We start from the raw sequence: 13850 nt of genomic DNA, 5'->3' as shown, positions 1-13850 counted from the left end.
ACAGGGCAACCGCCAAGGCGGCGGGCCGATTTTGGCCCAAGGCTGTGTCGCTCGTCGGTCACGATGCAGTAGCATCGCTCCGCTCCTCGCTTCTTGCCCTGAACCAAAATCGGCTCCGTCACGATGCCTCCGTATGGTCACAACCCGCTCTACACACCGCTTCCCAAGACGCTGAGCCTACTATAGAATTGCCCGCGGCATGAGCGACCGGGGTGGGTCCAGAATCGCGCAGTTGCTGCACGCGCATTGGCGCGCGATCATGCTCGTGGTCGTGGCGACCCTGGGTGCGGGCGTCTTCGTTGCCGTCATCGTGACCCTGGGCAACGCCAATCGCCAGCGTGACCGCGCGCTCGACCTGCAATCGCACAGCTTCGAGGTAATGCTGCGCACCCGCGCGCTCGCCGAGACGATGGCACGTGCCGAAGCGACACTCGGTCGCTACGTCATCAGCGCAGACAAGCGGATCGGCCAGCAATATTCCGACGAATGGCTTCAGGCCGGGCAGCAGATCGAACGGCTGGCCACGCTGACCCGCGACACGCCGCAGCAGAACCGGCGCGTCGATGCGCTGCGTGCCGCCTATCAGAGCCGCGGCGCGGAATTGTCGGTGATCGCGCTGAGCACGCGGTACAAGAAGAACGGACAGGCGCTGTCGCGTTATTATGCAGCGCGCGATGCCGCGGCGCTGCGCCGCACCAGCGCATTGCTCGAAAGCTTCCTTGAAAGCGAACGCACCTTGCTTGAGCGGCGGGCCGCCGAAGCGCAGGCGACGGTAACGAGTTCGAACCGGGCCGCCGCGGTGCTGGCAGGGTTCGGCGCGGCGATCGTGCTGGGCGCGATCCTGCTGGGCTGGTTGACCGTCCGCGCCCAGACCGCCCGCGCGATCGCGGCGGCCGACGCCGAGGACGAACGCGAGCGCGCCGAATTGCTGCAAGAGGCCGTGCGGACCACCACCGAGGATCTGGAGGCGGAAGCGCGCGAGCGCGCCGCTGCCGAGGCCAAGCTGCGCCATATGCAGACGCTGGATGCCGTCGGCCAGTTGACCGGTGGCATCGCCCATGATTTCAACAACATGCTGGCCGTCGTTATCGGTGGGATCGAACTCGCGCGACGGCACAGCGGCGAACCGGCAGAAGTCGCCCGCCATCTCGACAGCGCCAGCGAAGGCGCCGAGCGTGCCGCCGCCCTCACCCGCCGCCTGCTGAGCTTCGCCCGTGCCGAGGCACTTCAGCCCGAGGCGGTCGAAGCGGCGTCGATCATCGCCGACATGACGGACCTGATCGACCGGACGCTCGGCGACCTGGTGACCGTCGACGTTCGTGACGTCAGCGACGGCTGGCGGGTGTTCGTCGACCGACACGGGCTGGAAAATGCGGTGCTGAACCTGGCGGTCAATGCGCGCGACGCGATGGACGGGCGCGGCCTGCTGATGATCACGACCGGCCACACCACCCTGGCCGAACATGAGGTCGATCACTGTTCCGCTGGCGACTATGCGACGATCGCGGTCAGCGATACCGGGTGCGGGATGAGCGCGGCGGTGATCGCCCGGGTCTTCGAGCCCTTCTTCACGACCAAGCCGATCGGCAAGGGGACCGGACTTGGCCTCAGCCAGATCTTCGGCTTCGTCCAGCAATCCGGTGGCGTCGTCGGGATCGACTCCGAACCCGGTGCGGGCTGTACCGTGACCTTGTACCTGCCACGGCATACCGGCGTCGTCACGTCGCAAGCGGCGGAGGCCGACCCGGCCGCCGTTAGCGATGCCCACCATGCGGCGAATCTCGACATTCTGGTCGTCGAGGACGACCCGCGCGTGCTGGCGGCGACGGTCGGCGCGCTCCAGGCGCTCGGCCACCGTCCGGTTGCCTGCGGCGATCCCTTGCGCGTCGAGTCGGTCGTCGATGCGCACGACCGTCGTTTCGACCTGATCCTGTCCGACGTGCTGATGCCCGGCCGGACCGGACCCGAACTGGTCGCCGACCTTGCGCCGCGGCTGCCCGATGCCGCCGTGCTGTTCGTCACGGGCTATGCCGGCGAAGCGGGCGAGCAAGGCGGCCTTGCCGGGCGGCAGGTGTTGCGCAAGCCCTTCACCATGGCCGCACTGTCGGGCGCGATCGATACCGCGATCGCCGCACGACCGACACCGGAACCGGTGCGCAGCGCGGCGTGACACCGATCCGGTGTAAGGCCCTGCCCCGCATTTAAAACTGGCGCGCGCCGCCCGCCCCGATATAGCCGGCCGTCATGAAGTCGATCGATCGCTATTTCGCGCGCCTGATCGCCGTGCCGCTGTTCTCGACGCTCGTCATCGCGGCGATGCTGCTGATCCTCGACCGCATGTTGCGCCTGTTCGACTTCGTGGCGACCGAAGGCGGCCCGGTCAGCGTCGTGTGGAAGATGCTGGCGAACCTGCTGCCCGAATATCTGGGTCTCGGCATTCCGATCGGCCTGATGCTCGGCATCCTGCTCGCCTTCCGCCGGCTGGCGACGTCGTCCGAACTCGACGTGCTGCGCGGCGTGGGCATGAGCTACGGCCGGCTGCTGCGCGTCCCCTATTGCTACACGATCGTCCTGGCGGCCGCGAACCTGGCGATCGTCGGCTTCGTCCAGCCCTACGCGCGCTACGCCTATGAGGGCCTCCGCTTCGAGCTGCGTTCGGGGGCGCTGGGCGCCTCGATCAAGGTCGGTGAATTCACCAATCTCGGCGACAAGATGACGCTGCGCATCGAACAGAGCCTCGACGACGGGCGGCGGCTGAACGGCATCTTCGTCCACGCGACGCCGGGCAATGGCCAGGACGTGTCGGTGACGGCGGAAAGCGGCCAGTTCCTGCGTACCGACGATCCCGACGTCATCATCTTCCGCCTGACCAACGGCACGCTGATCCATAACGCGCCCGGCTATCGCACGCCCCGCGTTCTGACCTTCACCGCGCACGACTTGCCGATCGACCTGCCGCGTTTCGAGCAGTTCCGCCCGCGCGGCGAAGAGAATATCGAGCGCAACCTGATCGAGCTCGCCCGCATCGGCCGCGATCCGTCGGCGAGCGAACAGCTGCGCGACACCAGCCGCTCCGCCTTCCATTTCCGTGTGGTGGAAGTGGCGACGATGTTCCTGCTGCCCCTGCTCGCGATCGCGCTGGGCGTGCCGCCGAAGCGATCGACATCGGCGCTGGGCGTATTCCTGTCGATCGTGATCATCGTGACCTATCACAAGGTCAACCAATATGCCGAAAGCATCGGCGGCCTCGGACGTGTCGATCCGATCATCGCGCTCTGGGGACCGTTCCTGCTGCTGACGGCGCTGATCGTCTGGATGTATTATCAGACCGCCTATGTTCCGGGCGGCCAACCAATCGGCGCGCTGGAACGTGTGTTCGGCAAGGCACTGAAATCCATCGTCCGGTTGATCCCCGGCCTGAAACGCCGACGGGAGGTACGGGCATGAGCGGCGCTGCATCCTTCTTTCCGTCGCGGACCATCACCTTCTACATGGCGCGGCTGTTCCTGACCCGGACCTTTGCGATCCTGCTTGCCCTCGTCATCGTGCTCCAGGCGCTCGACCTGTTGAGCGAAAGCGGCCGCATCCTGGCGCATGCCGGCAATGGCGAGCCCGAAATCTGGCGCTACGTCGGGCTGCGCACGCCGCAGATCATCGCGCGGTTCCTGCCCTTTTCCGTCCTTCTCGGCACGATCATCACGCTGACGACGCTCAACCAGAACAGCGAAGTCATCTCGATGAAGGCGGCCGGTCTGTCGGCGCACCAGGTGCTGGCACCGCTGATCGTCGCCAGCCTGGGTGTCGCGGGCGTCTCGTTCGCATTCAACGACCGCATCGTGTCGCGCGCGACCTCGACGCTCGATCAATGGCAGAAGGTCGACTACGGCACCTTGCCGATCGACCGCGGCGATCGTTCGAACGTCTGGGTGCGCGAGGGCGACGACCTGATCCAGGCCAAGCAGATCCGCGGGCGCGGCGATGCGGCCATCCTCGGCGGCGTCAGCGTGTTCGAACGCGATGGCGGGCGGCTGATCTCCGTCACGTCAGGCACCACCGGTCGTCGGGACGGTAACGGCTGGCGAATCGACGGCGCCAAGCGCTTCGACGTGGCGACCGGGACGCTCACGCCGCTCGGCAATACGGTCGTCGCGCGCGGCGTGCGGCCGGACCAGTTCACCCTGTCGAGCGTAGACCCCGACGGCATGTCCTTCGGTGCGCTCAAGAGTGCGATCGACGATCTGGAAGCTGCCGGCCGTCCGACCAAGGCGCTCGAAGGCTCGCTGTGGCACAAATTGTCCGGGCCGCTGTCGTCGGTGCTGATGCCGCTGCTGGCCGCCGTCGCCGCGTTCGGCGTCGCGCGATCGGGCAAGCTGTTCGTTCGCGCGGTGATCGGCATGGCGCTCGGCTTCGCCTATTTCGTCGCCGACAATTTCGCGTTGGCGATGGGCAATCTGGGCGCCTATCCGCCCTTCCTTGCCGCCTGGGCACCGTTCCTGCTGTTCCTGATGGTCGGCGAAGCGGTGCTGGTTCGGACGGAAGAGTAGGAAAGCCTCAGCGCTGTCCGAAGGTCGACCGCACCAGCCGGTCCAGCAGCCCCGGCAATCCGGCATAGCTCGCCTTGTGGTACAGCGACCCCGCCTCGACCGCCGCCGTCAGCCGCCGATGCGCTTCGCCCAGTGCATGATAGGGCACGCCCGGCAGCAGGTGGTGGAGCGCATGATAGCGCAGGCCGACCGGCGCCCACAGCATCGGCAGCAGCGCCGGCGGCGGGACGTTGACCGAGTCGAGATATTGCGCGGTCACGCTCATCTGCTCGCCGTCATTCTCCCACAGATGCGCGACGAGGGTCCGCACCTGGTTGAGCACCATCGTCGCCGAAAGGATGCCGAGGTAGATCGCCAGGACCCGCAGCGGCACGACGCCCGTCGCGACCAGCGCCAGCAGCGCGATCGCCCAAAGGCTCGTCGCCACCTCCAGCCGCACCCACAGCTTGCGGTAATCGTCCTTCATGTCGCGCCGACGGAAGGCCGGGTTGATCGCCAGTGCCGAGAAGCGGGCGGCGATCGTCCGGCGAAGCGGCGGGATCGCCAGCGACAGCGGCGACAGCACGGCAAAGCGGAACAGCAGTGCGATCGGCGCGAGCGCGGAGGCGACGACGAACAGCGGCACCGACCACGGCTTCATCAGCGCGAGCGGCAGATACTCGGGGTCGTCGACGGTGCCGTAGCGCGTCTTGGCATGGTGCAGCGTATGCACCCCCTCGTACATGAACGACGGGATCATCAGCGGCACGCCGACCAGCATGTTCCAGCCGAGCCGGAACCCCGGCACCGACGCATGCTTCATATGGCTGACTTCATGGATGAAGCTGCCGGCCCGATAGAGCGCGAATATCGCAACGATACCGCTCGCGATCGCAAGCCCCAGCGAGGGAAGCAGAATGGCGCCCGCAAGCCCCGCATAGCCGAGCAGCACCGACGCGAGCATGTCGGCCCAGTAGATTTTCGGATTGGCCGCGTGGAGATCGCGCGACAGTTCCGCCGCGGTCCGCAGCAGAGCCTTGTCGTCAACGATCTTTTCCGCCGCCGCGCGCGGCGTCACGCCGGCCCAGCTGCCCGCCGGGCGGCGATCGAGGGTTGCGGTCGTAGTCATCACCTGATCCATTGCCCCGAAATAGTGGCTGTATGGTGGCGATACGAGGGGGAGCGTCCACGGAAAAGCCGCTTGCTATGATCGATTCGGCAAGTCACACCGCGCTCGAAACGATCCTGCCGGAAAGCGCCCCTATGGCCGACATCACCATCCGCCCGATTTCCTCCAAGGCCGATTACAAGCGGTTCGTCGATCTGCCGTTCCGGCTCTACGCCGACGATCCCAACTGGGTTCCCCCGCTGAAGGGCGAGGCGCTGGGGCTGCTGCTGCCGGAGAAGAACGGCTGGTTCAGCCATGCCAACGCTCAGCTTTTCCTGGCGGAGCGCGGCGGTGAACTGGTCGGGCGTATCTCGGCGCATATCGACACGCTGGCGCTGACCATGCCGGCGGACCAGGGCTTCGGCCCCGGTGTCGGGCAATGGGGCCTGTTCGACGCGGTCGATGGCGAGGTTGCGGCGAAGCTGATCGCGACCGCGGAAAACTGGCTGCGCGACCAGGGAATGACCCGCGCCCTCGGCCCCATCTCCATGTCGATCTGGGAAGAGCCGGGCTTGCTGATCGAAGGCTTCGATCATCCGCCGACGATCATGATGGGCCACGCCAAGCCCAAATATCGCGGCTGGATCGAGGCGGCGGGCTATAGCGGCGTCAAGCAGCTGATGACCTACGACCTGGACATCACCCAGGAATTTCCGCCGATCGTCCGCCGCATCATCCAGTCGGGCGAACGCAACGAGCGCATCCGCGTGCGCGAGGTCGACAAGTCTAAGTTCGAGGAAGAGGCCGCCATCATCCTCCACATCCTGAACGATGCGTGGTCGGACAATTGGGGCTTCGTCCCCCTCACGCCGCCGGAGATCAAGGACGTCGGCGTCAAGCTGAAGCCGATCGTGTTCAACGACCTGATCCGCATTGCCGAGCTGGACGGCAAGCCGGTCGCGTTCATGATCACCCTCCCCGACCTGAACGAGGCGATTAAGCCATTGAAGGGCAGCCTGCTCCCGTTCGGTTGGGCCAAGCTGCTGCTGTGGCTGCGCAAGCCGAAGGTGCGGACGATGCGGGTGCCGCTGATGGGCGTGGTCAAGGAGCTCCAGTCGTCGCGGATGGCGAGCCAGCTCGCCTTCATGATGATCGAATATATCCGCCGCGCCTCGATCCAACGCTACGGCGCGACCCGTGGCGAGATCGGATGGATCCTCGACGACAATCAGGGCATGCGCTCGATCGCCGAAACGATCGATAGCAAGGTGAACAAGGTCTATCAGGTCTACGGCAAGGACCTGTGAGCGCCCGGGCGGGGCTCCACCCCGCCCGTTCGTTCGAAACCACAAAACTTATTTCGCGGCGAGCGGATCGAAGCCCTGTGCCAGCCACTGGTCCCGCGTCTGGCATTCGAGGCGCTGTATGCGGCTGCCCGTGATGGTGCTGCGGACGCAATATTGCGTCGGCTTGCCGGCCTTGGCGGGCGCGGCGGGGAGCGGCTTTGCCGTCGACAGCAAGGATAGCCCGGCGATGTCGACCGGACTCCGCACCGGTACGGACAAGCCGCCGGTAGCAATGGAAAGGGCGATGAGCATGCTCGTGAACATAATGTGTCTCCCGTATCGCCGGACAAAGGGGGCAGCCCGGCGGAAGACGCCAGTGCACTAGCCATGCCAAACACTATGACTTTGTAAATTCAACGACTTAGCATCGACTACACTTGTGGTTTTTACTGCTTTTTGGCGAGTGGCGCCAAATTTTTGGACGCCGACCTTACCGTTTGGAGGCCCGAAGACTTGTAGTGGGATGCACTCATGAGATGCATGGGTGTGCTCCGACGAAAGCCGGAGTGGCGGCATGCATCGGAGCCTCGACTATCAACGCTCCGGCCTTCGCGGGACAACTGAACGGTATCGATTGGCTAGAAAACACGCCGTTCGATCGTACCCCGCGCGTGTTCATACAAAGCGACGTTGAGGCACGTGCGCTCCGTGCCGTTCGACTACGCCAATGAGGAACGCGCGAGACTGCCGCTCCGTGATCCGGAGGCCCAGCTTATCGTAACCGCACCCACGTCGGCGCGTGATCGCTGGCCTTTTCCCGGCCGCGATACTCCTTGTCGACCCCCGCCCCGGCAAAGCGATCGGCAGCCAGCGGGCTAAGCAGCAGATGGTCGATCCGGAACCCGGCATCGCGCTGCCAGGCGCCCGCCTGATAGTCCCAGAACGTCCACACGCCGCCGCGCGGGAATTGCGTGCGGAGCGCGTCGGTCCAGCCCTGTGAGAGCAACCCGCGATAGCCTTGCCGGCTTTCCGGCTGCATCAGCGCGTCGTCCTGCATCGCGCGGACGGAGAAGGTATCGTCGTCATTCGGAATGACGTTATAGTCGCCCGCCAGCACGACCGGCACTTCCTCCGCCAGCAGCGCACGCGCACGGGTGGCGAGGCGATCAATCCAGCGCAGCTTATAGTCGAATTTCGGTCCCGGCTGGGGATTGCCATTGGGGAGATAGATAGACGCGACGACAACGCCGTTCACCTCCGCCTCAATGTAGCGACTGTGTTCGTCCTCGGGCTCGCCGACCAGCCCCTTCTGCCGCTCGATCGGTTGCGCGTCACGGGCGAGGATGGCGACGCCGTTGAAGCCCTTCTGCCCGTGCCACACCGCACCGTAACCCGCCGCCTCGATATCCTTGACCGGCAGCGTGTCGTCCGACGATTTCAATTCCTGGAGGCAGACGACGTCGGGCTTGGCCTCATCGAGATATTCGATCAGCCGCGGCAGACGGGCCTTGATCCCGTTCACATTGTAACTGACGATCTTCATCAGATCGAGAAGCTGGAGCCGCAGCCGCACCCCGACGCGGCTTGCGGGTTCGTCACGCGGAACGCCGCTCCCCCTAAGCTCTCGACATAATCGACGCTCGCCCCGCGGACGAGGTCGAGGCTGACCGAGTCGACGACCAGACGAACACCATCGGTTTCGACCGCGATGTCGTCCGCGGCCGGCGTGTCGGCCAGTTCGAACTTGTACTGGAACCCCGAACAGCCTCCGCCGTCGACCGCGAGGCGCAGGATGGCGGGCTTGTTCTGGCGCGATGCGATCGCGGCGACCCGCGCCGCGGCGGACGGGGTCAGTGAGATGTCAGGAGCGGCGGTGGCCATAAGCGAGGAGATAGGACGGCCCCGCTCCCCAGGCAACCTCAGTGGTCGGAAACCGGGATCGCCGGACCGCCGACAGCGGCGGTATCCATCGACATCGGTGCGCCCGGCAGCATCTTCATGTCGGCGACCTGCAGATAGGGCGCCGGGTTCACGGCATGACCGTCGATGCGGACTTCATAGTGAAGGTGGCTGCCGGTCGAACGGCCGGTCGACCCCATCAGGCCGATCAGCTGACCGCGCGACACGCGGCTGTTCGGCGCGACGAGGATTTTCGACAGATGGCCGTAGCGCGTCTCGATACCCTTGCCATGGTTGATCTCGACGAGGTTGCCGTAGCCGCCGGCCCGCTCCGCGCGGTTGATGACGCCATCGGCGGTCGCATAGACCGGCGTACCGACCGGGCCTGGGATGTCGACGCCGGCATGCATCGCGGCAGTCCCGCGGAACGGATCGGAGCGGACGCCGAAGTTGCTGGTGAAGCTGAGGTTGGCGACCGGGTGGGTAGAGGGGATCGAAATAACGGTGGATTCGGTGGTGTCGAGTTTCTTCCAGGTCTGGAAGAGGGCGCGGAACTGTTCATCGCCGGTGGCGGCGGTGGTGCCGGTTTCCGTCGCGGCCACCGCTTCAAACGGTCCGCCGGTCGCCGGCTTGGTCTCGGCTTGCGCGAGGGTCGGAACAACTGCTGCGGCGGCAATCAGGCAGGCTCGTGCGATCTGGCCGGTGAACGTCGAAAAAGTCATCGATCCCCACAATTCCAAGGCGCCCGCGCGCCCTGAACAAGCGCGAACGGAAGATACCGTGTCGAGAGTTGGAGCCCCCTCCGCTTCCTGACGACGCCGTGATGCGGTTAACGTCAGCCTCGGGCAATAGGCGCGTAGTAATCGCGGGTCAGACCGGCAGCTTCGCGCGCCGAGTCGTTGAACGGAGGCTTAAGCACTCCGTGAAAGTGCTGCCGGACGCACGCCTGCCACGTCGCGATCGGCTCCAGACCGCGCGCGGCACAGCCGAATCCGAACCAGCGCGATCCGGCGGCGACATGGCGTACCTCGTCGTTCAGGATGCGATTTAGGATCGCCGCTGTCGCCGCGTCGCCTGCGGCTGCAAAACGGTCGCGGGTGGCCGGTGTCACGTCCAGCCCACGCGCCTCTAGCACCATCGGCACGACCGCCAGCCGGGCAAGCGAGTCCTGCGCGGTGTCGGTCGCCGCTTCCCATAACCCGTCGTGCGCCGGCATCGCGCCGTAGAAGCTGCCAAGCGCGCCCAGCCGCCGGTCGAGCAGCGCGAAGTGCATCGCTTCATCGGCGCCGACCGCCATCCATTCATCGACGAAGGCGCGGGGAAACTCATGGCCGAACCGCCCGACGACATCGAACGCCAGATCGATCGCGCCGAACTCGATGTGCGCCAGCGCGTGGATCAGCGCGACACGCCCCTTCTCCGACCCGCCCTTCCCGCGCTTGGGCATCTGGCTCGGCGGCAGCAGTTCGGGCAAGTCCGGCCGGGCCGGGCGATCGGGCATGAAGACGTCGAAGCGATGGTCGAGCCGTCCCAGCCGCCAGTCCCGCGCCGCCGCCCGGGCCAGCCGAATCTTCTCGCGCGGCTCACCAGCCAGCAAGACTGCGCTGACCGCGGCAGCAATACTCGTCACAGCGCCTTGGCAGCCGCCAATACGGCCTCGGCATGGCCGGGCACCTTGACCTTGCGCCACGCGCGAACCAGCCGGCCATCGGCGCCGAACAGGAATGTCGAGCGGTCGATGCCCATATATTTTTTGCCGTACAGGCTCTTCTCGACCCAGGCGCCGAACGCCTGCAACACCGTGCCATCCGCATCGTCGCTGGCGAGCGGGACCGACAGCGCATGTTTGGCGGCGAATTTGGCGTGCTTCGCCGGGCTGTCCTTTGACACGCCGAGCAGGGCGACGCCGGCGGCGGCGAAATCATCTGCAAGCGCGGAGAAATCCTGCGCTTCCCGCGTGCACCCCGGCGTGTCGTCCTTCGGATAGAAATAGAGGACCAGCGGCCTGCCGACGAAATCGGCCAGCCGGATCGGGCCATCGACGCCGGCCAGCGTCAGGTCGGGAATGGTATCGCCTTCGGTCACGCCTGATCTCCCTGCGCTGCGGCCCACGCGGCGCGCACGCCTTGGCGCGTCGCATCCAGCCGGGCAAGCACCGCGTCGAAATCCTCCAGTCGCAGCGCGCGGGCGAGCAACGCGCGGGTCGCTTCCGACGGCGGTTGCCCGTCCGGCGCGACGAGCCGCGCGGTGACCAGCAACCGCGTCAGGAAATCATGCGCCGCGCGCATTGCGGGATCGATCCGCCCCTCCGCCGCCAACGCATCGATCGCGCGCCCGAGGTGCGAGTCGAAGCCCGTGCGGTGGACGAGTTGCAGCGTGTGCACCGCGAATTCCAGATCGACCAGCCCACCGTCCAGCAGCTTGGCGTCCAACGGACCGGAAGGCGGCTTATGCGCGGCCATGTCGGCACGCATCTTCGTCGCGTCGGCGCGGATGTCGCGTTCGGGTCGGTCACCGTGGAGAACCCGGCCGATAATCGCGTCTACCGCTGCCCGTGCATCCGCAGATCCGAAGATCGCGCGTGCCCGGGTCAGCGCCATATGCTCCCATGTCCAGGCACTCTCGCGCTGGTAGCGTTCGAACCCGTCGAGGGAGACCACCAGCGGCCCCGATGCACCCGATGGCCGGAGGCGCGTGTCGATCTCATACAGAGGCCCGGACGCCGTAGGCACGGACAGCGCAGCCGACACGCGCTGCGCGAGGCGGTTGTAATAAAGCACCGCGCCGAGCGGCTTGGGGCCATCCGACTCCGCGGCGAAATCGCCGGTGAAGAGGTAGATCAGGTCGAGGTCCGACGCATGGGTCAGCTGCGCGCCGCCCATCCGCCCGAGCGCCAGGATGACGAGTTCGCTATCCGGCACCCGACCCTGCGTGGCGACGAACGCCTCGACCGCCGTACCGGCCAGCACCTCCACCGCCGCCTCTGCCACGCGGGCATAGCCGGCCGACACGTCCAACGGATCGCTGGCGCCTGCAAGGATCTGCACACCGAGTGCGAACCGCTTTTCATTCACGACCTTACGGACGCGATCGAGGACGCGTTCGTAATCGTCACCGCGCTCGCCCGCGCGCATCTGCGCGGCCAGCGTCGCGACATCGCCCGGCAGGTCGAGCGCGGATGCATCGATCAGCCCGTCAAGCAACTCGGATCGCCGCCCCAGCTGATCCGCCAGCGTCGGCGCATGGGCAAGGATCGTCTCCAGCAGCGCGATCAGCGCCGGACGCGCCGCGATCAGTCGCAGGACGTTGATCGCGGTCGGCAGCCGCGCGAAGATCGCATCGAGTCTCAACAGCGCGCGGTCGGGATCGGGGGCTTCGCCGATCGCCGCGATCAGCGCGGGCAGCACCGCCGTCAGCGCTTCGTTCGCGGCCTGGCTGCGCAGGGCGGGATAGCGCCCCTCCCGCCAGCTCGCGATCCGCGCCTCGGCAGCGTCGGGATCGGCGAAGCGGCTCGATGCCGCGACGGTCGCGACCGGAACCTGCGTCGGTGGCTCCCCATCCAGCGCGTCATAGACCCGCCCGACCCGTTCGACATGCGGGCGGAGCAGGTCGAGCAGCGCGGCGCCGTTTGCCAGCCCATGCAGCCGCGCAACCCGGTCGAGCGAATCGCTCTGCACCGGCAGCGCATGGGTCTGCCGATCGTCGATCATCTGCACCCGGTGCTCGATCGTGCGGAACAGCGTATAGGCGTCGGCCAGCGCGGCTGCGTCATCCGGATCGATCCGCCCCGCCGCCGCGAGCGCCGCCAGTGCGTCACGCGTCGCGGGCGTGCGCAGCGCCGGCTCGCGCCCGCCGTGAATCAGTTGGTGGATCTGCGCGAAGAATTCGACCTCGCGAATACCGCCCCGCCCCCGCTTCAGATCATAGCCCGGACCGAACGCCTGCCCTTGTGCGTGATGATCGCGAATACGGCGCGATATGCCGCGGATCTCGCCGATCGTCCCGAAGTCCAGCGCCCGCCGCCAGACGAACGGCCGGATCGTGGTCAAGAACCCGCTACCGAGCGCCATGTCCCCTGCGCAGGCGCGCGCGCGGATGAATGCCGCCCGCTCCCACGGCAGCGCTGCCGATTCATAATAGCCGATTGCCGCCTCGATCGGCAGGACGATCGGCGTCACTTCCGGCGAAGGCCGCAATCTCAAGTCGACGCGCAGGACATAGCCGTCCCCATCGCGCGCCTGGAGCAGTTCGACCACCCGACGCCCGACCCGAACCGCCGCCTCGTCAACCTCGTCCCGCTCGCGATGCGCGAAACGCGTGGGGTCGAAGATCAGTATGGGGTCGATGTCGGACGAGTAATTCAGTTCGCGGCTACCCTGCTTGCCAAGCGCGATCGCGGCGAACCCGTCCGCCGAAGCGCCGGGGACACGCTCCGCCACCGCAACCCAGATCGCGCGATCGAGCACGCGGTCCGCGAAGTCGCTCAACGTCTGGGTCGTTCGCGTGAGATCGTAGCGCCCCGACAAATCGCCGATCGCGACGACCAGCGCCAACCGCCGCCGCGCGAGACGGAGTGCGCGGGGTGGCGGCAGGTCGGCATCGAGATTCAGCACCGCCAGCGGATCGGCCAGCCAGTCCTCGATCCCGTCGACGACTGCCGGCTCGCGCGCGATGAGGTTCGAGAGGAAGTCCGATTCCCGGTCGGCGGTCGCGAGCGCCTCGGCGACCGAGCGACCGTAACCCAGTTCATCTGTCATCGACGAGCAACACTTTGGTCAATCCGCGCATAAGATAGCAACAAAGCTAAAGCTGATGTGTTTTAGACGGATGGTCAACGCGCACGCACCTTCGCAATATGCCTATGTCGTCGCCCGTCCGCGGGACGGAGACGCAATTGGCGCTGCGTTGCGGATCGCGTATCGCGACCCGATCTTGCCGCGGGATATGGCAGCCTTACTGGAACGGATCGACGCGCGAACGTCCAGTCGTCACTGACGATTAGCGACGCGTGGCGGCAGACATTTGAAATCTAGG

Annotated in this window: 12 protein-coding genes; 4 read left to right on the top strand and 8 right to left on the bottom strand. The window is 66.4% G+C overall.

Features of this window, described 5'->3' with window-relative positions:
* The first annotated feature begins 199 nt into the window (after window positions 1-199).
* The 3 genes from ACFSC3_RS05355 (at window position 200) to lptG (ending at window position 4544) form a co-directional block, all read left to right on the top strand.
* Window positions 200-2170 (top strand): ATP-binding protein, encoded by a 1971-nt coding sequence (locus tag ACFSC3_RS05355; protein ID WP_380939367.1) that lies wholly within the window; start codon window positions 200-202, stop codon window positions 2168-2170.
* 74 nt (window positions 2171-2244) lie between these two features.
* The gene (lptF, locus tag ACFSC3_RS05350; protein ID WP_380939366.1) at window positions 2245-3447 is read left to right on the top strand and encodes an LPS export ABC transporter permease LptF; all 1203 of its coding nucleotides are present in this window, start codon (window positions 2245-2247) and stop codon (window positions 3445-3447) included.
* Complete coding sequence (gene lptG, locus ACFSC3_RS05345) at window positions 3444-4544, top strand: LPS export ABC transporter permease LptG (RefSeq protein WP_380939365.1); 1101 nt, start codon at window positions 3444-3446, stop codon at window positions 4542-4544. Before lptF ends, lptG begins: the two co-directional genes overlap by 4 nt.
* Window positions 4545-4551: 7 nt before the next feature.
* Here the strand turns inward: lptG and ACFSC3_RS05340 are convergent, their stop codons facing one another.
* On the bottom strand, window positions 4552-5652 hold the full coding sequence (locus ACFSC3_RS05340; RefSeq protein WP_380939364.1) for a fatty acid desaturase family protein: 1101 nt from the start codon (window positions 5650-5652) through the stop codon (window positions 4552-4554).
* A gap of 134 nt (window positions 5653-5786) precedes the next feature.
* Here ACFSC3_RS05340 and ACFSC3_RS05335 point away from each other — a divergent pair, with 134 nt between their 5' ends.
* Window positions 5787-6938, top strand: coding sequence for an N-acetyltransferase (locus tag ACFSC3_RS05335; protein WP_380939668.1), 1152 nt, complete (start codon window positions 5787-5789; stop codon window positions 6936-6938).
* A gap of 48 nt (window positions 6939-6986) precedes the next feature.
* Here ACFSC3_RS05335 and ACFSC3_RS05330 read toward each other — a convergent pair whose 3' ends face one another.
* The 7 genes from ACFSC3_RS05330 to glnE all read right to left on the bottom strand — a co-directional run bounded on the left by ACFSC3_RS05330 (window position 6987) and on the right by glnE (window position 13573).
* The gene (locus tag ACFSC3_RS05330) at window positions 6987-7241 is read right to left on the bottom strand and encodes a hypothetical protein (RefSeq protein ID WP_380939363.1); all 255 of its coding nucleotides are present in this window, start codon (window positions 7239-7241) and stop codon (window positions 6987-6989) included.
* Between the two features lie 448 nt (window positions 7242-7689).
* Window positions 7690-8460, bottom strand: a complete 771-nt coding sequence (gene xth / locus ACFSC3_RS05325; RefSeq protein WP_380939362.1) for an exodeoxyribonuclease III — start codon at window positions 8458-8460, stop codon at window positions 7690-7692.
* Window positions 8460-8798 (bottom strand): iron-sulfur cluster insertion protein ErpA, encoded by a 339-nt coding sequence (gene erpA, locus ACFSC3_RS05320; protein ID WP_380939361.1) that lies wholly within the window; start codon window positions 8796-8798, stop codon window positions 8460-8462. Before erpA ends, xth begins: the two co-directional genes overlap by 1 nt.
* 38 nt (window positions 8799-8836) lie before the next feature.
* Window positions 8837-9538: a M23 family metallopeptidase gene (locus tag ACFSC3_RS05315; protein ID WP_380939360.1), complete on the bottom strand. Its 702-nt coding sequence runs from the start codon at window positions 9536-9538 to the stop codon at window positions 8837-8839.
* A 113-nt stretch (window positions 9539-9651) separates the two neighbouring features.
* Window positions 9652-10446, bottom strand: a complete 795-nt coding sequence (locus ACFSC3_RS05310; RefSeq protein ID WP_380939359.1) for a ferritin-like domain-containing protein — start codon at window positions 10444-10446, stop codon at window positions 9652-9654.
* Window positions 10443-10901: a peroxiredoxin gene (locus tag ACFSC3_RS05305; protein ID WP_380939358.1), complete on the bottom strand. Its 459-nt coding sequence runs from the start codon at window positions 10899-10901 to the stop codon at window positions 10443-10445. Before ACFSC3_RS05305 ends, ACFSC3_RS05310 begins: the two co-directional genes overlap by 4 nt.
* Window positions 10898-13573 (bottom strand): bifunctional [glutamate--ammonia ligase]-adenylyl-L-tyrosine phosphorylase/[glutamate--ammonia-ligase] adenylyltransferase, encoded by a 2676-nt coding sequence (gene glnE, locus ACFSC3_RS05300; RefSeq protein ID WP_380939357.1) that lies wholly within the window; start codon window positions 13571-13573, stop codon window positions 10898-10900. Before glnE ends, ACFSC3_RS05305 begins: the two co-directional genes overlap by 4 nt.
* Window positions 13574-13850 lie beyond the last annotated feature (277 nt).

It is taken from the genome of Sphingomonas floccifaciens, from assembly GCF_042681125.1.
GTDB classification, from domain to species: Bacteria; Pseudomonadota; Alphaproteobacteria; order Sphingomonadales; family Sphingomonadaceae; genus Sphingomonas; species Sphingomonas floccifaciens.
Note: the sequence above shows the minus strand (reverse complement) of the source record. Positions and strands in the feature narration are given on the sequence as shown.

Bases quoted from the DNA above. Each gene is read 5' to 3' on its own strand.
- ACFSC3_RS05355 (WP_380939367.1), top strand. From the start codon at position 200: ATGAGCGACCGGGGTGGGTCCAGAATCGCGCAGTTGCTGCACGCGCAT.
- lptF (WP_380939366.1), top strand. From the start codon at position 2,245: ATGAAGTCGATCGATCGCTATTTCGCGCGCCTGATCGCCGTGCCGCTG.
- lptG (WP_380939365.1), top strand. From the start codon at position 3,444: ATGAGCGGCGCTGCATCCTTCTTTCCGTCGCGGACCATCACCTTCTAC.
- ACFSC3_RS05340 (WP_380939364.1), bottom strand. From the start codon at position 5,652: ATGACTACGACCGCAACCCTCGATCGCCGCCCGGCGGGCAGCTGGGCC.
- ACFSC3_RS05335 (WP_380939668.1), top strand. From the start codon at position 5,787: ATGGCCGACATCACCATCCGCCCGATTTCCTCCAAGGCCGATTACAAG.
- ACFSC3_RS05330 (WP_380939363.1), bottom strand. From the start codon at position 7,241: ATGTTCACGAGCATGCTCATCGCCCTTTCCATTGCTACCGGCGGCTTG.
- xth (WP_380939362.1), bottom strand. From the start codon at position 8,460: ATGAAGATCGTCAGTTACAATGTGAACGGGATCAAGGCCCGTCTGCCG.
- erpA (WP_380939361.1), bottom strand. From the start codon at position 8,798: ATGGCCACCGCCGCTCCTGACATCTCACTGACCCCGTCCGCCGCGGCG.
- ACFSC3_RS05315 (WP_380939360.1), bottom strand. From the start codon at position 9,538: ATGACTTTTTCGACGTTCACCGGCCAGATCGCACGAGCCTGCCTGATT.
- glnE (WP_380939357.1), bottom strand. From the start codon at position 13,573: ATGACAGATGAACTGGGTTACGGTCGCTCGGTCGCCGAGGCGCTCGCG.